20 protein-coding genes are annotated in these 16,959 nt (G+C 71.6%); 6 read left to right on the top strand and 14 right to left on the bottom strand.

Going from position 1 to position 16,959, the window contains the following annotated elements; genetic code table 11:
• Positions 1-18: 18 nt before the first annotated feature.
• From SGA01_RS19300 to SGA01_RS19280, 4 genes are all read right to left on the bottom strand, one after another.
• A complete protein-coding gene (locus SGA01_RS19300) occupies positions 19-591 on the bottom strand; it encodes a heme-binding beta-barrel domain-containing protein (RefSeq protein ID WP_055642238.1) in 573 nt (190 codons plus the stop codon).
• A 240-nt stretch (positions 592-831) separates the two neighbouring features.
• Positions 832-1,668 carry a hypothetical protein gene (locus tag SGA01_RS19290; protein WP_141297709.1) on the bottom strand — a complete coding sequence of 279 codons (837 nt, stop codon included), beginning with the start codon at positions 1,666-1,668 and terminating at the stop codon, positions 832-834.
• Positions 1,665-2,444, bottom strand: coding sequence for a hypothetical protein (locus SGA01_RS19285; protein ID WP_141297708.1), 780 nt, complete (start codon positions 2,442-2,444; stop codon positions 1,665-1,667). The genes SGA01_RS19290 and SGA01_RS19285 overlap by 4 nt, the downstream gene beginning before the upstream one ends.
• Positions 2,441-3,244: a hypothetical protein gene (locus SGA01_RS19280; protein ID WP_229918091.1), complete on the bottom strand. Its 804-nt coding sequence runs from the start codon at positions 3,242-3,244 to the stop codon at positions 2,441-2,443. The genes SGA01_RS19285 and SGA01_RS19280 overlap by 4 nt, the downstream gene beginning before the upstream one ends.
• A 104-nt stretch (positions 3,245-3,348) precedes the next feature.
• Here SGA01_RS19280 and SGA01_RS19275 point away from each other — a divergent pair, with 104 nt between their 5' ends.
• The gene (locus SGA01_RS19275; protein ID WP_141297706.1) at positions 3,349-3,711 is read left to right on the top strand and encodes a DsrE family protein; all 363 of its coding nucleotides are present in this window, start codon (positions 3,349-3,351) and stop codon (positions 3,709-3,711) included.
• A gap of 16 nt (positions 3,712-3,727) precedes the next feature.
• Here SGA01_RS19275 and SGA01_RS19270 read toward each other — a convergent pair whose 3' ends face one another.
• From SGA01_RS19270 to SGA01_RS19235, 8 genes are all read right to left on the bottom strand, one after another.
• Positions 3,728-4,090, bottom strand: a complete 363-nt coding sequence (locus SGA01_RS19270) for a DUF3099 domain-containing protein (RefSeq protein ID WP_079037913.1) — start codon at positions 4,088-4,090, stop codon at positions 3,728-3,730.
• Positions 4,091-4,141: 51 nt separating this feature from the next.
• Positions 4,142-4,432 (bottom strand): DUF1416 domain-containing protein, encoded by a 291-nt coding sequence (locus SGA01_RS19265; RefSeq protein WP_030693674.1) that lies wholly within the window; start codon positions 4,430-4,432, stop codon positions 4,142-4,144.
• A 45-nt stretch (positions 4,433-4,477) separates the two neighbouring features.
• Positions 4,478-5,323 (bottom strand): sulfurtransferase, encoded by an 846-nt coding sequence (locus SGA01_RS19260; RefSeq protein ID WP_055642244.1) that lies wholly within the window; start codon positions 5,321-5,323, stop codon positions 4,478-4,480.
• A gap of 165 nt (positions 5,324-5,488) precedes the next feature.
• Positions 5,489-5,569 (bottom strand): putative leader peptide, encoded by an 81-nt coding sequence (locus SGA01_RS42930; RefSeq protein WP_350497993.1) that lies wholly within the window; start codon positions 5,567-5,569, stop codon positions 5,489-5,491.
• A gap of 287 nt (positions 5,570-5,856) precedes the next feature.
• Positions 5,857-6,543 (bottom strand): LmeA family phospholipid-binding protein, encoded by a 687-nt coding sequence (locus tag SGA01_RS19250; RefSeq protein WP_141297705.1) that lies wholly within the window; start codon positions 6,541-6,543, stop codon positions 5,857-5,859.
• 114 nt (positions 6,544-6,657) lie between these two features.
• Positions 6,658-7,860 carry a hypothetical protein gene (locus tag SGA01_RS19245; protein WP_141297704.1) on the bottom strand — a complete coding sequence of 401 codons (1,203 nt, stop codon included), beginning with the start codon at positions 7,858-7,860 and terminating at the stop codon, positions 6,658-6,660.
• Between the two features lie 10 nt (positions 7,861-7,870).
• Complete coding sequence (locus SGA01_RS19240) at positions 7,871-8,125, bottom strand: MoaD/ThiS family protein (protein WP_024756296.1); 255 nt, start codon at positions 8,123-8,125, stop codon at positions 7,871-7,873.
• Positions 8,126-8,170: 45 nt separating this feature from the next.
• Complete coding sequence (locus tag SGA01_RS19235; protein ID WP_141297703.1) at positions 8,171-9,088, bottom strand: alpha/beta hydrolase; 918 nt, start codon at positions 9,086-9,088, stop codon at positions 8,171-8,173.
• A gap of 217 nt (positions 9,089-9,305) precedes the next feature.
• On the opposite strand from SGA01_RS19235, the gene SGA01_RS19230 reads away from it, so the two are divergent.
• Entirely contained in the window at positions 9,306-10,127 is an 822-nt protein-coding gene (locus tag SGA01_RS19230; protein WP_055642248.1) for a winged helix-turn-helix transcriptional regulator, read from the top strand.
• 24 nt (positions 10,128-10,151) lie between these two features.
• On the top strand, positions 10,152-11,177 hold the full coding sequence (locus tag SGA01_RS19225) for a LacI family DNA-binding transcriptional regulator (protein ID WP_055642249.1): 1,026 nt from the start codon (positions 10,152-10,154) through the stop codon (positions 11,175-11,177).
• 81 nt (positions 11,178-11,258) lie between these two features.
• On the opposite strand, the gene SGA01_RS19220 is transcribed toward SGA01_RS19225, so the two are convergent.
• Positions 11,259-12,488, bottom strand: coding sequence for an FG-GAP-like repeat-containing protein (locus SGA01_RS19220; RefSeq protein WP_141297702.1), 1,230 nt, complete (start codon positions 12,486-12,488; stop codon positions 11,259-11,261).
• Between the two features lie 177 nt (positions 12,489-12,665).
• On the opposite strand from SGA01_RS19220, the gene SGA01_RS19215 reads away from it, so the two are divergent.
• Genes SGA01_RS19215 through SGA01_RS19205 form a run of 3 tightly spaced genes read left to right on the top strand, consistent with a single transcriptional unit; the run spans position 12,666 to position 16,038 of the window.
• Complete coding sequence (locus SGA01_RS19215) at positions 12,666-13,832, top strand: S1C family serine protease (RefSeq protein WP_141297701.1); 1,167 nt, start codon at positions 12,666-12,668, stop codon at positions 13,830-13,832.
• Positions 13,833-13,864: 32 nt separating this feature from the next.
• Positions 13,865-14,590, top strand: a complete 726-nt coding sequence (locus SGA01_RS19210) for a response regulator transcription factor (protein ID WP_141297700.1) — start codon at positions 13,865-13,867, stop codon at positions 14,588-14,590.
• Positions 14,587-16,038, top strand: a complete 1,452-nt coding sequence (locus SGA01_RS19205; protein WP_174867383.1) for a sensor histidine kinase — start codon at positions 14,587-14,589, stop codon at positions 16,036-16,038. The genes SGA01_RS19210 and SGA01_RS19205 overlap by 4 nt, the downstream gene beginning before the upstream one ends.
• Here the strand turns inward: SGA01_RS19205 and SGA01_RS19200 are convergent.
• Positions 16,003-16,854 (bottom strand): phosphatidylinositol-specific phospholipase C domain-containing protein, encoded by an 852-nt coding sequence (locus SGA01_RS19200; protein ID WP_141297699.1) that lies wholly within the window; start codon positions 16,852-16,854, stop codon positions 16,003-16,005. The two genes, SGA01_RS19205 and SGA01_RS19200, sit on opposite strands and share 36 nt — an antisense overlap.
• Positions 16,855-16,959 lie beyond the last annotated feature (105 nt).

Below are 16,959 nucleotides of genomic sequence, written 5' to 3'. Positions count from 1 at the left end.
TGCGCCACCCCCAGATGCCTAGCGGAAGAAGGCGATGCCGTCGTCCGGCAGGTCGCCGAGGTTACGGGCCATCTCCGCGACCTCCTCGGGCGTCACGACCTTCTTCAGGTGCGCCGACATGTAGGGGCGGAGCGTGACCTCGGGGGTCGCCTTCTCGCCGACCCACATGAGGTCGCTCTTGACGTAGCCGTAGAGACGCTTGCCACCGCTGTACGGGCTCGCGGCCTCGGTCCGGGCGACGGCGTCCGTCGCGAGGTCGATCTGCGGCTTCTGGTCGGCGAGCTCGCCGTACCAGATCTCGACGATGCCCTGGTCACGGACCATGACGACCTCGACCTGGCGGTTCTTGTCGATGCGCCAGTAGCCGCTCTCGCTCTCCAGCGGACGGACCTTGTTGCCGTCGTTGTCGAGGACCCAGGAGTGCGAGTGGTACTCGATGAAGTCCCGGCCGTCGTGGCTGAACGTCACGGACTGGCCGAAGTTGCACTTCTCGGCGCCGGGGAAGTCGGAGACGCCCGCGCCCTCCCACGTACCGAGCAGGAACGCGAGGGGGACGAGGTCCGGGTTGAGGTCGGACGGGATCTCGATCATGAGCAGCTCTGGCGTTCTCTAGAAGTGGTTAGCGCTGGCCCTGGTACAGCTTCTTCACGGCCAGTCCGGTGAAGGCGAGCACGCCGACAGCGACGAGGACCAGCAGGACTTCGAAGAAAATGATCACAGGGTGCTCCTCGACTGAGCGGTGAAGGCGGAACGGGCCGGACCCCAGCTTAGTGGGCGGGGGCCCGGCCCACTCTGTGAGGTGGGTCTAGCGACGCGGCGTCACGATCTCGCTCAGCCGAGCAGCTGCGCCTGGAGGACGAGGGTCTGCTGGAAGGGCACGGCGAGCGCCCCGCCCTTCCGGGTCTGGGTGATCAGCGCGACCGTGTCGCCCGCCGTGACGTAGGCCCAGAGGGTCTGCTCGGGGCCGTACGGCTTCGCCTCCCGGTACGCGTACGCGGTGACGTCCGGAATCCGCACGTCACCCGCCGACCCTTCGACGATCTCTCCTTCGGAGACCCCTGCGGGCAGGGCCTCCTCCGCCTCGCCGGCCTGCACGGCATCGACCCTGAACTGGTCGGCGAAGGCCACGGAGGTGAACTTCAGCAGATGGACCCGGGTCGTCGTGCCGTCCGGCATCGTCCAGGCGCGGGCGGTGATGTGGCGGAGGGCCGAGTCCCGCAGGACCTGTGCCACCCTGGCGCGCTGCTCCTTCCCGTATCCGGAGAGGAAGGCCTCCTCGGTGACCCAGCCGCCGTTCAGCCCGGGGTCGACGGTGGCGCCTGCCGGAGCGGGCAGCAGCAGCTGCCGTACGTCGGCGTAGTGGATCTCGCCCTCGTTGCCGTCCGTGAAAGGGCGCGGCCGCTCCGCCGGGAGGGCGGGCAGCCGGAGCCGCGGGTACTCCCAGCGGCCGTCGCTCTCGGTCGCGAGTCCGGGCACGTCGGTCCGGTCGAGGGCGGTGATCCCCATGGCCGTACCGGCGCCGACGCCTCCGCAGACGACGACGGCGGCCGTCCAGCGGGCGACGGCCCACAGGGCGCGGCGGGTCCTGCCGGGGGCGGCGGGGGCCGGTGCCGCCGGTTCGGCCTGCGGCTCCGCCTCCGCCCGTTCCTCCGCGAGCTGCTCGGTCATACGTACTCCCCCGGGGACTCGATGTGACGGAGCTGCTTCTCCAGGAGCTCCGCGACCGCCTTCTTGTCGAAGGGCTCGGCGCCGGCCGCCTTCACGGTGACCAGGATCTCGCCGTCGTACGCCGCGCAGACCATCTCCTGCAGCGGGACCTCCCCGTCCCTGCCCTCGGGGGCCTTCGGCTCGGGCCCCAGGTGGCAGGCGGAGTTCTTCGTGTGGCCCTTGACCTTCGGCCCCTTGCGCAGCTTCAAGAAGTCGAGGAAGTCCTTGCGGAACTCGAAGAACTCACGGACCGCCTTCCTGTCCTTCATCCGCAGGACCTCCACCTCCGCGTGGAGGGTCCCTTCCTCCGTGGCGTACGAGCGCATCGCCATGCCCTGGATCCCGAGCTTGTCGATCTCCTTCTCGTACTCGCGGCGCTCCTTGCCGTAGAGGCCCCTGCTGGTCTGCTTGAACAGCGCCACGGCCTTCTCCGCCGCGATCTCGTCGTCGTTTCCGTGCCCCTCGATGTCCGCACCGAGCTCATAGCCGTCCGGTACGGGCAGGAGGAGCTTGCTCAGCGGCGTCGAGGCCCGGCCCTCGGCGAAGCCGGCGGCCGGATCCTCGGGGGTCGGGGGCGCGGAGTGTTCCGCCCATCCCACGGTGGGCGCCGTCCGGTCGGCGCGGTCGACGGCGCCGGCGGTGTACGCGACACCGCCGCCGACGGCCCCGAGCACGAGCGCGGCGGTCAGGGCGTTCGCCAGGAGCCGGCGCGTGCGGCCCGTGGTCTGCTCGCTCACAGGCGCTCCAGCTGCTGCTCGGCCAGGGAACGGATGTCCTTCTCGGCGATCTTCCGCGAGTCGGACATGAGGATGATGATCGCGATGTCCCCGCGCTGGATCACGGCGCGGGCATGGTGGAAGTCGAGGTGGCCCGCCTTGCGCCGCACCGGGTAGACGTAATAGCGGCCGTTCCCGGAGCCCTTCACCTCTTCGCCGAAGTCGCCTGCCTCCTCTTCCCGGCTCGCGAAGGCCTGCTCATGCGTCACGTGCCTCAGCGCACCGACCACGGACTTGGCGCGGTACTGGACGAGGCTGACCTTGACCCACCGGTCCTCGCCGGTACGCCACGACCGGGCCGCGATCCGCCGGACGCCCAGGGCGAGTTCGGATCTCAGCGTCCATTCGGGCCGGGTGAACCCGTTGGCGTACTCGGCCACCGACTGCCACCCGTCCTGGCCGTCGGCCCGCGCCCCCTTCGGGCGCGGCACCAACAGCTTCCGCAGGTCTCCGTCCCACTTCGCCTGGCGGTCCTCGGCCTCGGGGAGCGGCTCGGGCTCCTGGCCCTTCGGGAGCGGCTTCGGGTGGACGAGGGGCGGCTGGTTCAGCGCCGCCAGCGGCGTCGGTTCGCGCTCGGCCTGGATGCCGTAGCCGACGGCGGTGCCGCCGACGAGGCCGAGGACGGCGGCGACGGCGATGAGCCCGACGGTACGGAGGACACGACGGCGCGGCCGGATGACCGGAGGTGCTGGTTCCGTCGCCGTCTCCGACTCCGGCGGCGGTGCCGTATCCGGACTTTGGATACTTTCTTCGATGCTCAAGAGTCCCCCCACGAGACCTGAAGCGCGGTTTCCGATCACCCGCGTACCCAGCTGACACGCGAGGGGCACAAGGGGTTGCGGCGGCGCGCATTACAGTTCGGCATATGGCGAAGAAGCTCGTGATCAAGGTGACCGCAGGGGCCGACGCCCCCGAACGCTGCTCGCAGGCCTTCACGGTGGCCGCCGTCGCCGTCGCCAGCGGCGTCGAGGTGTCGCTCTGGCTGACCGGCGAGTCCTCGTGGTTCGCCCTCCCGGGCCGCGCGGCCGAGTTCGAGCTGCCGCACGCCGCGCCCCTGCCGGACCTGATCGACGCGGTCCTGGCGGCCGGCCGCGTGACGCTCTGCACGCAGTGCGCGACCCGCCGCGAGATCACGGAGAAGGACGTCCTGGACGGCATCCGCATCGCGGGCGCCCAGGTCTTCGTCCAGGAGGTCATGGCGGACGGGACCCAGGCCCTCGTCTACTGACGGCGCCGGCGAGCCCTCAGCGCTCGCGGGGCCGCTTCTTGCCGTCGAGTTCGTCCCACCACTCGTCCGACTTCGGGTCCCCGGAAGGGTCGTCCCACCAGCGGTCCTCCGGTCCCCGACGGTTCGCCATCATCGCGGCGAACGGGGGGATGACCATGGCGACGACGCACATCCCGACCGCCACCGGCATCGAGAAGAGCCGCACGACGGCCCAGGCGCCCACGAAAAGCACCAGGCAGGCGCCCATCATCCAGAAGTAGACGTGGCGACGGCGTGCGTACACACCTTCAGCGTACGTCCGGGCGGCGCGGCGGGCACGGAGAAGAAAATGACCGGAGGACCGTGCCTCAAGTCCTGGTGATGGCGTCCAACCCCCCAGGAGGCACGGCCCTCCGGCCGTTCGGGTGCGGTGTGTCACCGCGCTCGCGGATCAGACCGCGATGGCCACGTCCGTCAGGCTTCCGGCCTCGGTGACGACGACCTTGCGGTCGGCCTGGGCGCCCGGAACCAGGGCGCGCAGGGTCCACTCGCCGGTGGCCGCGTAGAAGCGGAACTGTCCGGTGGCCGAGGTCGGGACCTCGGCGGTGAACTCGCCGGAGCCGTCGAGGAGGCGCACGTAACCGGTGACGGGCTCGCCGTCCTTGGTCACCTGGCCCTGGATGGCCGTCTCACCGGGCTTGAGCGTGCTGACGTCGGGGCCGCCGACCTGAGCTCCACACATGTTCTCTGTCCTGTCCTAGAGGATTCGGGGGTCGCGCGACCGGTACTACTTGTTGGCGCCGAGCTCGATCGGCACGCCGACGAGGGAGCCGTACTCGGTCCACGAACCGTCGTAGTTCTTGACGTTCGTGACCTCGAGCAGCTCGTGCAGGACGAACCACGTGAGCGCGGAGCGCTCACCGATGCGGCAGTACGCGATGGTGTCCTTCGCCAGGTCGACCTGCTCGTCCTCGTAGAGGGCCTTGAGCTCGGCGTCCGACTTGAAGGTGCCGTCGTCGTTGGCGTTCTTCGACCACGGGATGTTGCGGGCGCTCGGCACGTGGCCGGGGCGCTGCGACTGCTCCTGCGGGAGGTGCGCCGGGGCGAGCAGCTTGCCGGAGAACTCGTCGGGCGAGCGGACGTCGACCAGGTTCTGGGCGCCGATCGCGGCCACGACGTCGTCGCGGAAGGCGCGGATCGAGGAGTCCTGGGCCTGGGCCTTGTACTCGGTGGCCGGGCGGGCCGGCACGGCGGAGCCGTCGACCAGGTCGCGGGAGTCGAGCTCCCACTTCTTGCGGCCGCCGTCGAGGAGCTTCACGTCCTGGTGGCCGTAGAGCTTGAAGTACCAGTAGGCGTAGGAGGCGAACCAGTTGTTGTTGCCGCCGTAGAGGACGACCGTGGTGTCGTTCCCGATGCCCTTGGCCGAGAGGAGCTTCTCGAAGCCCTCCTGGTCGATGAAGTCACGGCGGACCGGGTCCTGAAGGTCCTGGGTCCAGTCGATCCGGATGGCGTTGCGGATGTGGTTCTTCTCGTAGGCCGAGGTGTCTTCGTCAACCTCGACGATGGCGACCTGCGGGTTGTCGAGGTTGGCCTCGACCCAGTCCGCGTCGACCAGGACGTCGCTGCGAGCCATGCTGTTCTCCTCCGGGGCAGTGTGCGGCGGTGTGGTGCGGTTGGTGCGGGTTTGTGATGCGGTACGCGTCGTCGCGTGGCGTACGACGGACGTACGTACGGCTGCACAGGTCGGCCCCGACCGCGGTCGAAGGGCCTGAGGGAATACGGGAGTCGATGCTCCCGCTCAGACTGAACGACAGAGCATGGCGGCGACGCGGCACAGGTCTACTGCCCGCCGCTTCGTGAGATCCGCCTGTCGCTTCATGCCCTCGATCGTAGGGACGGACATGCGGCCGTGTCACCGGTGTGTCGTATTTTGAGACGCGATCGTCCGAGATGCGAGACGCGATCACCGTACGAGTCGGCTCCGGACGCCTCCGTACAGCGCTGTCCGGTTCTGTTTCTGCGGATCGGACGGGGGTGTCTCAACATGTGGCCAGAGGGCCGTTTCCGGAGGGCCCCTGGCCGTTCCGGTGAGTCGGGGGGCCTCCCCCTGGCCGTTCCGGCGAGTCGGGGGGCCTCCCCCTGGCTGTTCCGGTGAGTCCGGGGGCCTCAGCCCGCCAGCGCGATGTCCTTGCCCGAGACCGCGACCGCGAGACCCTCCGGCGTCGCCTCGACCTTCTCCACCTTCATCCCGGCGATCAGACCGATCGGCCGCTCGAAGTCGGTCCGCTGACGGACCAGTTCCTCCACACCCGGGATGCCCTCGCCCGGCACCTCGTCGGCGCGGACCTTGATCGTGTCGCCGTTCACGATGGTCACGGTGGACAGCACCGAACGGGTCAGCGTGCGGCCCATGATCTCGACCCCGCCCGTGACCTTCAGCTTGCCGTCGCCCCCGTACGCGACGGTCGCCTCGCGGTCGGAGGCCGCCGTGAGGTCCGCGTACGAGATGAGGGCCGTGCCGGACGCCGAGCCCGCCCGCGCGCCCGCCCAGTCGCCGGTGACGGTCACGTCCCGGAGGTCGGCCGTCAGCTCGGTGATCTTGATCTTCCGGCTGCCCGCCGTCGCCTCGACGCCCTTCGCCACCACGTCGACCTCGCCGAACCGCTTGTCCGCGACCTGGGTGAGGAAGGGGAAGCCCTTGATGTCGACCTCGAACGATTCGCTGGACGCCCCGGAGAGCTTCACCCGGCTCGCCGCCTCAGACTCGGCGTACGCCACGGCGAGCCGGTCGATCCCGACGAGCACCCCGCCCAGCACGACGGCCACGATCAACAGAATCCGCAGTGCTCGCATGCGTTGTGCGTCTCCCCGATAGACAGTTACGCGTCTGGACAAGTATTCGGCCCCCCGACACGAAGATCGACGTGTCGAGGGGCCGGTTGGTTCCCCTGCCGCTGCCGGCCGGGCTCAGGCCAGGGCGCGGCCCAGCAGGTAGACGGCGGGCGCGGCGGCCGTCAGCGGCAGCGCGATGCCCGCGGTCATGTGGACGAAGCGCGACGGGTAGTCGTAGCTGGCCACCCGCAGGCCGATCAGCGCGCAGACCCCGGCCGCGAGGCCGACCAGCGCCCCGGAGGTGCCCAGGTCGTTCAGGCCGCCGGCCGCGATCCCGGCGCCCGCGCCCGCGAGGAGCGCGACGATCAGGGAGACCGGGCCGGGCAGCGGGAGCGCCCGGGCGACGACGGTCGCGGCGACCGCGATCCCGCCGACGACGACCGTGTCCGGGTCGGCGCCGAGGTGCCCGGCGGCGACGACCGTCAGCGCGGCCGAGGCGATGGTGGCCATCAGGCCGTACATCCGCTCGTCCGGGTCGGCGTGGCTGCGGAGCTGGAGGACGAGACAGAGCAGGACCCAGGCGCCGAGCGTGCCCAGGATCGCGGCTGCCGCGTGCTCCCGGCCGACGGCGAGCAGGGCGGCGTCGGCGACGAGACCGCCGGCGAAGGCGAGGGCGATGCCCTGCCGGGCCGGCCACATGCCGTTGAGCCGGAACCAGCCGGCGGCGGTGAGGCCCTGGAGCAGGACGAGCGGGACGAGCAGCCCGTACGAGCCGAGGGCGGCGCCACCGGCGAGCAGGAGGCCGAGGACGGCGGTCAGGGCCGCCGGCTGGAACCCGGGCTCGATCACGGGCGAGCGGCCTTCGGCACGCGCGCGCTGGGCGTCGGTGATCCGGGTGTTCCCGGAGGTGGTCGGCGACGACCAGCCGGGCGCCGCCGCGTCGGCCACGGGGGCGGGAGCGGGGGCAGGCGCGGGGGCCACGGGCTCCGGCGCCGGCGTGTCGTACGCCACGGGTGCCGCCGGGGCCTCCGCGTACTGCTGATGCTGCTGGTGCGGCTGCTGCTCGTATGTCACGCCCTGCGGCGTCAGATACGCCGTGGCGTCGTAGGCCGGCTCGTACGCGGGCTGCGCGTACGGGTCCTGGTACGGCGCCTCGTACGCCGCGGGCTGCTGCTGGGCCGCGGGCCGGGCCACGGGCTGGACCGTGGGCTGGAACTGGGTGTCCCAGGTCTGGCCCTCCCACGTCTGCGTGACGTCGTGGCCCTGCTGCGGGTGCCCTTGCTGGCCCTGCTGCCCGTGCCCGTTCGCGTACGGGTCGTACTGCTGGTCGTTGCTCATGCTCTGGGGTTCACCCTCCTGCGAACGGGGGGAGCACCTCGACCGTGCCGCCCTCGGCAAGCCGTACGGTCTCATGGCTCCGGGTGCCGACGGGGTCGCCGTCGATCAGGAACGAGCACCGCTGGAGGACCCGCACGAGCTCGCCGGGGTGCTTCTCGCGGGCCGCGTCCAGGGCCTCCGCCAGGGTCTCGGCGGTGTACGGCTCCTCGGCGACACCGGCGGCGGCCTTGGCCGCGGCCCAGTAGCGGATGGTTCCCGCTGCCATAGCGGCGCTCCCTTCGTTCGTGTGCGCGCCGCCCCCCATGATGGGCTATCGGCGCGTGAGCCAGTCCCCCAGCCGGGCGAGCAGCTCCTCGTCCGCCGCGTTCTCGGCGTGGCCCATCCCCCGCTCCAGCCACAGCTCCGCGGCCCCGCCCCCGGCGGCGGCGAGCGTGCGGGGGTGGTCGAGCGGGAAGTACGCGTCCCGGTCACCGTGCACGATCAGCAGAGGTACCGGGGCGATCAGCGGGACCGCCTCGACGGGCGAGAGGGGTACGGGGTCCCAGGCCCGCCGGTCGATCCGGGTGCGGAGCCCGTAGCGGCCGACCAGCCGGCCCGCGGGGCGGGTGACCACCCAGTGGAGGCGGCGCATCGGGGCCGTACCCCGGTAGTACCAGCGTGCGGGGGCGGAGACGGCTGCCACCGCGTCCACGCGGCCCTCCGTGCCCCGCTCCAGGGCCGCGTGGCGCAGGACGACGGACCCGCCCATGGAGAAGCCGACCGTCACCACGCGCGCGTGGCCGAGCTCGCGGGCCCAGCGGACGGCGGCGGACAGGTCGAGGACCTCCCGGTCGCCGACGGTGGAGCGGCCGCCGGAGCCGCCGTGCCCGCGGAAGGAGAAGGTCACGACGGCCGCGCCGCGCTCCGCGAAGGCGCGGGCGGCGCGGCGGACGGCGGGCCGGTCGGCCGATCCGGTGAAGCCGTGCGCGACGACCACGGCCGTCCCGGCGACCGCGTCCGTCCCGGTGACGTCCGTCCCGGCGACCGCGTCCGTCCCGGTGACCGCCGTCCCGGTGACCGCCGTATCGGTGACACTTGCAGCGGAGGGTTCGTAAACCGCCTCGATACGGACACCGTCATCCGTACGCAACATCACACGCCGAGGACCATCACACGGATCACCGTGATGTACAGAAGTGAGCGATGAGACATCCACCATGTGAAATCGGCTCTCTCCCTCTGAACTCATGTGGGCTATTCTGCTGGGCAGAGGATCCGGGCAACGCAGCCCCCGGGTCCTTTTGCGTTTTCCGACCGTTGTTACGGATAGGTGAACAAAGGCTCTCAGGGCGCGAGAGCCGTCAGTGATCTGTACGAAGCAGTGCACGTCCTCGCAGGGACCGAGGAGGAACCGACGTTATGAGCGAGCGAACGCAGCACGTCCGACCGATGGCAGGTGGCGCGGTATGAGCTCTCTGCTGCTCCTGACCAACGCCCTCCAGCCGTCGACCGAGGTGCTGCCCGCACTCGGCCTGCTGCTGCACAACGTCCGGGTGGCCCCGGCCGAGGGCCCGGCCCTCGTGGACACCCCCGGCGCGGACGTGATCCTCGTCGACGGCCGGCGCGACCTCCCCCAGGTCCGCTCCCTCTGTCAGCTGCTCCGTTCGACGGGGCCCGGCTGTCCGCTGATCCTCGTCGTCACGGAGGGCGGCCTCGCGGCCGTCACCGCCGACTGGGGCATCGACGACGTCCTCCTCGACACCGCGGGTCCCGCAGAGGTCGAGGCACGGCTGCGGCTCGCGATGGGCCGCCAGCAGATCGTGTCCGACGACTCCCCGATGGAGATCCGCAACGGCGACCTGTCGGTCGACGAGGCGACGTACAGCGCGAAGCTCAAGGGCCGGGTCCTGGACCTGACCTTCAAGGAGTTCGAGCTGCTGAAGTACCTGGCCCAGCACCCGGGCCGGGTCTTCACAAGGGCCCAGCTCCTCCAGGAGGTGTGGGGGTACGACTACTTCGGCGGTACCCGTACGGTCGACGTCCATGTGCGTCGGCTGCGCGCGAAGCTCGGCCCCGAGCACGAGTCGCTGATCGGCACCGTGCGGAACGTCGGCTATCGCTTCGTCACCCCGGAGAAGGTCGAGCGCGCCGCCGAGGACGCCCGGGCGAAGGACACCCGATCGGCGGAGGCCGCCCGCACCGCCCGTGTCAAGGAGGCCGACCGGGACGTCACTCCTGCGGAGGACAGGAACGTGGCGGACGCCACAGTGCGACCTGCCGGTAGGTAGGTCACCCCGCGTAGACTGCCGCGCGTGGCCAAGGTGACGCGGGATGACGTAGCTCGACTGGCAGGTACTTCGACCGCGGTCGTGAGCTACGTGATCAACAACGGACCCCGGCCGGTCGCCCCGGCCACGCGCGAGCGTGTCCTCGCCGCCATCAAGGAGCTGGGCTACCGCCCCGACCGGGTGGCCCAGGCGATGGCGTCCCGACGCACGGACCTCATAGGCATGATCGTCCCGGACGCCCGGCAGCCGTTCTTCGCCGAGCTGGCGCACGCGGTCGAGCAGGCCGCCGCCGAGCGCGGGAAGATGGTCCTCGTCGGCAACTCCGACTACCGCACCGAGCGCGAGATCCACTACCTGCGCGCCTTCCTCGGGATGCGGGTCTCCGGACTGATCCTGGTCAGCCAGGGCATGAGCGAGCAGGCCGCGAGCGAGATCGAGGCCTGGGACGCGCGCGTGGTGCTGCTCCACGAGCGGCCCGAGGCGATCGACGACGTGGCCGTCGTGACCGACGACATCGACGGCGCCAAGCTCGCCGTCCGGCACCTCCTGGAGCACGGCCACGCGTACGTGGCCTGCCTGGGCGGCATCCCGAACACCCCCGCCGTCGGCGACCCCGTCGCCGACCACGAGGAGGGCTGGCGCCAGGCCATGCTGGAGGCGGGCCTGTCGATCGAGGGCCGGCTGTTCCAGGCCCCGTACAACCGCTACGACGCCTACCAGGTGGCCCTGAAGCTGCTCTCCGGCCCGGACAGGCCGCCGGCCATCTTCTGCTCCACCGACGACCAGGCCTTCGGCGTCCTGCGGGCGGCGCGCGAGCTGCGCATCGAGGTGCCCACGGAGCTCGCGGTCGCGGGCTTCGACGACGTGAAGGAGGCGGCGCTCACCGACCCGCCGCTGACCACGGTCTCCTCGGACCGCCCGGCGATGGCCCGGGCCGCGGTGGACCTGGTCCTGGACGACGGCCTGCGCGTCGCCGGCTCGCGCCGCGAGCGGCTCAAGCTCTTCCCGTCGACCCTGGTCGTCCGCCGCTCCTGCGGCTGCGGCGAGTAGTCCTTCACGCCGGTACGGGCACGGCGAGGCGTCCGCCCGTACCGTGCGGGGACGTCGCCGCCCCCGCACGGGTTTGCGGGATCAGTAGACGCCGTTCAGCTTCCACCAGCCGCTGTCGATCATCTCCGCGCCCTTGAGGACGGTCGGCGCGGTGCCTGTGCCCCGGTAGCCGAGGAGCCGGCCGGGCTGACCGCCCGCGTACCGCTCGTTGGTGACGGCCAGCAGGTCGTTGGTGCTGCCGCCGTCGTACGAGCCGACCGCGAGCAGGTGCTGCATGTCCTGCCAGCCGCCGCCGACGAGCGCGCGGGCGCCCAGGGTGCCGTTGTTCCGGCCCGGGTAGAGCCACAGCTTCCCGGCCGTGTCCCGCGCCACCAGGTCGGCCTTGCCGTCGCCGTTCAGATCGCCGCTGCCGACGAGGCGGTTCATGACCTGCCAGCCGCCGCCGACGAGCTTGCGGGCGCCCAGGGTGCCGTTGCCGCGGCCCGGGTAGAGCCACAGCTTCCCGGCCGTGTCGCGCGCGACCAGGTCGGCCTTGCCGTCGCCGGACAGATCACCGGCGGCGGTCAGGACGGACATGCCGTTCCAGCCGCCCGTGCCGATGTTCTTGCGGGCGCCGAACGCGCCGGCGCCGTTGCCCGGGTACAGCCACAGCCTGCCGTCGCGGTCGCGGGCCACCAGGTCCTCGCGGCCGTCGCCGGTGAAGTCGCCGTGCCGGGTCATCGCCGTCATGGCGTTCCAGCCACTGCCGACGAGGCGGCCCGCGCCGTCGGTCGACAGAACGTCGCCCGGCAGGAACCAGAGCCGGCCCACCAGGTCCCGGACCAGCAGGTCAGGCCTGCGATTGCCGTCGAGGTCGCCGAAGCCGGCGGCCTTGGTGGCGGGGTCGGCGTACCACCACGGGTAGGCGCGCCCGGTGCACTCGCGCTCGGTCCGCACCATCTTGACCGAGCTGATCTTCCGATCGAGGCTCGAACTGTAGCTCCCGGCGCCACCGGGGCCCTGGGACCAGTACGTGGAGTCCGGACCGTTCAACGAGTAGTTCGCGTCGGAGTAGAGACACGCGATCTCCGACGACTTGTTGGTGAACGAGCGGATCTTGTTATCCCAGGTGCCCAGCGTGGCCATGCTCTTGTTCGTCTTGAACATGCTGCCGTCGCCGGCCGTCCCGGTGAAGCCGCAGAAGTACCCCGAAGGGCAGCGGTCCATCCACGACGAGGCCTGGGCCGTCTGAGCGGGCAGCGCCGCCGCCAACAGGCCCCCGGCCAGGACGCCGGTCAGCGAGGCGAGCAGTCTTCTGGTCGTCTTGCGCAAGGTCGAATCCCCTCCCCGCGCCCGTGCGCCGGTGCGCCAGGCGCTCCGCGCACGGTAGACGACGGCTCGGACGGAGCCCCATCCAGGGGGGATCCTTATTTCGGGCATACAGGGTTCTGTCGGGCTTCTCAGCCGGTCCTCAGACGGCTCTCATGTACGGCTCCGAGAGTCATAGCCATGACGGACTTCCAGGAGCAGCAGCCGCAGCAGCCGTACTACCCGCCGCAGCCCCCGAGGCCCCCGTACGCCCCGACGCCGCAGCAGGGTGACCGGCAGCCGTACGACGCCACGCAGCCGTACGAGTCGACCCGGCCGATCACCACCGAGCCGGGGACCACGATCTGGCCGTCCGGCGGGCAGGTCCCCCCGCCCGGCGGGCACATTCCCCCGGCCGGCGGGCACCTCCCGCCGCCGCCCCTGGACCCGCCGGGCGCAGCCATGGGCGCCCCGCGCCGCCGCGCCAAGCGCGGGGTCGGGCTCCTCGCGGCCGTGGCCATCGCGGCCGCGGCGGTCGGCGGCGGCACGGCGACCCTCGTCCAGCAGCTGACCTCCGACAGCCCCGTCACCGCCTCCTCGGTCGTGAACGGCACGAACGTCTCCGCGAGCAGCGTGGGCACGGTCGCCGGCGTCGCCCAGGCCGTCTCCCCCTCCATCGTCGAGATCTCCGCGAGCTCGAACTCCGGCAAGTCCACCGGCTCGGGCGTGATCATCACCTCCGACGGCGAGATCGTCACCAACAACCACGTGATCTCCGGCGCCTCCTCGACCTCCGTCCAGCTCAGCGACGGCAAGACGTACGAGGCCGAGGTCGTCGGCACGGACCCCGACAAGGACCTCGCGCTGATCAAGCTCCAGGGCGCCTCCGGCCTGAAGGCCGCCACGCTCGGCGACTCGTCCAAGGTGAAGGTCGGCGAGGAGGTCGTGGCCATCGGCTCCCCCGAGGGCCTCACCGGCACCGTCACGAGCGGCATCGTCTCGGCGCTCGACCGGGACGTGACCGTCGCCAAGGACGACGACAGCGGCAGCCAGGACCAGCAGCAGGGGCAGCGGTACGACCCGCGGCAGGGCTGGCCGTTCGAGTTCGGCGGGCAGCAGTTCAACGGCGACACGGGCACGTCGAAGACGACGTACAAGGCGATCCAGACCGACGCCTCGCTCAACCCGGGGAATTCCGGCGGCGCGTTGATCAATATGAAGGGCGAGATCATCGGAATCAATTCGGCCATGTATTCGCCCAGTTCTTCGAACGGTTCGACGGCCGGAAGTGTCGGCCTCGGATTCGCCATTCCGGTCGACACGGTGAAGGCCGACCTCGACAGCCTGCGCGCGGGCGGCGACAGCTGACCGGCGAACGGGCGTCGTGCGAGGCTGACGCCATGACTGCCCAGCAGAACGAAGCCGAGCGCATCCTGATCGTCGAGGACGAGCCCGCCGTGCGGGAGGCCCTCCGCCGCAGCCTCGCCTTCGAGGGGTACGACACGCAGGACGCCGTCGACGGGCTCGACGCGCTCGCGCGGATCGAGGCGTACGCCCCCGACCTCGTCGTCCTCGACGTCCAGATGCCCCGGATGGACGGGCTCACCGCGGCCCGGCGGATCAGGGCCGCCGGCTCGACCGTGCCGATCCTCATGCTGACCGCCCGCGACACCGTCGGCGACCGGGTCACCGGCCTCGACGCGGGCGCCGACGACTACCTCGTGAAGCCCTTCGAGCTCGACGAGCTCTTCGCCCGGATCCGGGCGCTGCTCCGGCGCAGCTCGTACGCCTCCGCCTCCGCGGCCCCGGCCGACGACGACGTGCTGTCCTTCGAGGACCTGCGGATGGACCTGGCGACGCGCGAGGTGACCCGGAGCGGGCGGACGGTGGAGCTGACGCGCACCGAGTACACGCTCCTGGAGATGTTCCTGGCGCACCCGCGGCAGGTCCTGACCCGCGAGCAGATCCTCAAGGCGGTGTGGGGCTTCGACTTCGAGCCGAGTTCGAACTCGCTCGACGTGTACGTGATGTACCTGCGGCGCAAGACGGAGGCGGGCGGCGAGCCGCGCCTCGTGCACACAGTGCGGGGCGTCGGCTACGTCCTGCGTGGAGGAGGCGGCGAGTGACGCGTTTCCGGCCCCTGGCCTGGTTCCGCTCGCGGCCCCTGGCCTGGTTCCGCTCGCGGCCCCTGCGGTCGCGGCTCGCGCTGCTCACCGCCTTCGCGGTGGCGGTCGCGGTGGCGGCGGTCTCGCTGGCCTGCTGGTTCGTGACGCGGGCCCAGCTGGAGGCCGAGCTGGACTCCTCGCTGCGCAACAGCAAGCTGGACTCCGGCTCGGTGGAGACTCTGCTCACCCTGTGCCGCCAGGGCACGACGCCGCCGCCGATGGCGGGCGGCTCGTACACGGTGCAGGTGATCCTCGCCAACGGCTTCGTCTGCACCTCCGGCCAGGCCCCGATCCCGGCGGACCCCGCCGACCTCGCGGTGGCGCGCGGCCGGCTGACGTACGCGCTGCACACGGTGAAGGACGAGGACGGCCGGGAGATGCGGGTCTACACCTACCCGCAGCCGGGTCCGCCCGGGCTCGCCGTCTCCGTCGCCCGCCCGCTCGCCGAGGTCGACAACTCGATGTCCACCCTGCGCTGGGTGCTGCTCCTGGTCTCCGGGATCGGCGTCGTCGGCGCCGGCGCGGCCGGCCTGTGGGTGGCGCGGACCGGCCTCGAACCGGTGAACCGGCTGACCGGCGCCGTCGAGCACGTGGCCGCGACCGAGGACCTGACGGTCCGCATCCCGGTGGACGGCGAGGACGAGATCGCCCGCCTGTCGCGCTCCTTCAACGCGATGACGGCGGCCCTCGCGACCTCCCGCGACCGGCAGGCGCAGCTGATCGCGGACGCCGGCCACGAACTCCGTACGCCCCTCACGTCCCTCCGGACGAACGTCGAGCTGCTCGCGCGGAGCGAGGAGACCGGCCGGGCGATCCCGGCGGACGACCGGCGGGCCCTGATGGCCTCGGTGAAGGCGCAGATGACGGAGCTGGCGGCGCTGATCGGCGACCTCCAGGAGCTGGCCCGCCCGGACACGGCGCGGCCGGGCCCGCTGGAGGTCGTACCGCTGCACGGCATCCTCCGCTCGGCCCTGGACCGGGCCCGGCTGCGCGGCCCGGAGCTGACCTTCGTCACGGACCTCGCGCCCTGGTACGTCCGGGCGGAACCGGCGGCGATCGAGCGCGCCCTCGTCAACGTCCTGGACAACGCGGTGAAGTTCTCGCCGCCCCGGGGCACGGTCGAGGTGACCCTGATGCGGGGCGAGCTGGCGGTCCGGGACCACGGTCCCGGCATCCCGCCGGACGAGCTCCCGCACGTCTTCGACCGCTTCTGGCGCTCCCCGTCGGCCCGCAGCCTGCCGGGCTCGGGCCTGGGGCTCTCGATCGTCGCCCGTACGGTCCACCAGGCGGGCGGCTCGGCGACCCTCGCCCCGGCCCCGGGCGGCGGCACGGTGGCGACGCTCCGGCTGCCGGGCGCGCCGACCCCGCCGCCGTCAGTTGTGGCGGATGAGGGACGCGACGAGGCCTGAGCGGGTGTTCGGGTAGTCCATGGGGACGATGCCGAGGCCCTTCCAGGTGTTCGCCGTGCCGTCCAGGAAGCCGTGCACCCGGGGGTTGAGGTTGTCGGAGTTCCAGCGCGGCGGCAGGGACGCGGACGTGCTGACGAAGTTGATGTACAGCTTGCCGGGCTGTTCGACGGCCTTGCGGAAGTGGGCCTCGATCTTGGGGTACTTGGCGTTCGGCAGGGCGTTCCAGTCGTCCTGGATCGCGATGGCCCCGCCGTCCCACCACTTGAGGCCGGGCAGGCCGCCGTTGTCGGCGATGAGGACGACCTTGCCGCGGGCCTCGCCCAGGGTGGGGACGGTGTCGCCGATGCGGAACAGCGAGCGCCAGCCCCGGTTGTCGAGGTAGTCGGTGAAGACGGCGCCGAAGGTGGCGTCGGAGTCCGAGGAGTACTCCTGCTTGACCCGCATGAGGACGGTCTCGGAGGGGTGGGCGGCGAGGAAGGCACTGCAGGCGACGAGGACGTCGCCGAACATCATGTTCTGGTAGGAGGGGCCGTGGTGGATGGCGAAGGACCCGCCGGTCACCCGGCAGCGGATGTCCAGGAACCGGATGCCGCTGTCCAGCTGCTGGGCGATGGTGGTGTTCTGGCACTCGGACCAGGGGCCGCCGAAGCGGGCGCCGGAGTCGTGGGTGCCGGGGATGGTGAGCCGCCGTAGGTCGGTCCCGTCGCCGTGTGCCGCCATCCAGGCCTGTACGTCCACGGCGGATGCTGCGGGCGCCCCGAGCATGACTCCGGCCCCGGTGGCGAGGGCCCCCACGAGAAAGCGTCGTCGCTCCATGACCCGGATAATGACAGGGTCACGACAAATACACCAGAGGGCCTCCGGAGCGCGCGAAAGGGGGCGGCGGCCCGTCGGAACGGTCCGCCGCCCCCTCGCTCAGGG

Origin of the sequence: Streptomyces gardneri (assembly GCF_006539185.1) — a bacterium.
GTDB lineage: Bacteria > Actinomycetota > Actinomycetes > Streptomycetales > Streptomycetaceae > Streptomyces > Streptomyces gardneri.
The sequence above is the reverse complement of the archived record's forward strand: the minus strand, read 5'-3'. Positions and strand labels throughout refer to the sequence as shown.

Coding starts and splice junctions, on each gene's coding strand:
- SGA01_RS19230 (WP_055642248.1), top strand. CDS start 9,306: ATGAGCTCTCTGCTGCTCCTGACCAACGCCCTCCAGCCGTCGACCGAG.
- SGA01_RS19275 (WP_141297706.1), top strand. CDS start 3,349: ATGGCGAAGAAGCTCGTGATCAAGGTGACCGCAGGGGCCGACGCCCCC.
- SGA01_RS19250 (WP_141297705.1), bottom strand. CDS start 6,543: ATGCGAGCACTGCGGATTCTGTTGATCGTGGCCGTCGTGCTGGGCGGG.
- SGA01_RS19245 (WP_141297704.1), bottom strand. CDS start 7,860: ATGAGCAACGACCAGCAGTACGACCCGTACGCGAACGGGCACGGGCAG.
- SGA01_RS19210 (WP_141297700.1), top strand. CDS start 13,865: ATGACTGCCCAGCAGAACGAAGCCGAGCGCATCCTGATCGTCGAGGAC.
- SGA01_RS19265 (WP_030693674.1), bottom strand. CDS start 4,432: ATGTGTGGAGCTCAGGTCGGCGGCCCCGACGTCAGCACGCTCAAGCCC.
- SGA01_RS42930 (WP_350497993.1), bottom strand. CDS start 5,569: ATGAAGCGACAGGCGGATCTCACGAAGCGGCGGGCAGTAGACCTGTGC.
- SGA01_RS19200 (WP_141297699.1), bottom strand. CDS start 16,854: ATGGAGCGACGACGCTTTCTCGTGGGGGCCCTCGCCACCGGGGCCGGA.
- SGA01_RS19240 (WP_024756296.1), bottom strand. CDS start 8,125: ATGGCAGCGGGAACCATCCGCTACTGGGCCGCGGCCAAGGCCGCCGCC.
- SGA01_RS19235 (WP_141297703.1), bottom strand. CDS start 9,088: ATGAGTTCAGAGGGAGAGAGCCGATTTCACATGGTGGATGTCTCATCG.
- SGA01_RS19300 (WP_055642238.1), bottom strand. CDS start 591: ATGATCGAGATCCCGTCCGACCTCAACCCGGACCTCGTCCCCCTCGCG.
- SGA01_RS19290 (WP_141297709.1), bottom strand. CDS start 1,668: ATGACCGAGCAGCTCGCGGAGGAACGGGCGGAGGCGGAGCCGCAGGCC.
- SGA01_RS19215 (WP_141297701.1), top strand. CDS start 12,666: ATGACGGACTTCCAGGAGCAGCAGCCGCAGCAGCCGTACTACCCGCCG.
- SGA01_RS19260 (WP_055642244.1), bottom strand. CDS start 5,323: ATGGCTCGCAGCGACGTCCTGGTCGACGCGGACTGGGTCGAGGCCAAC.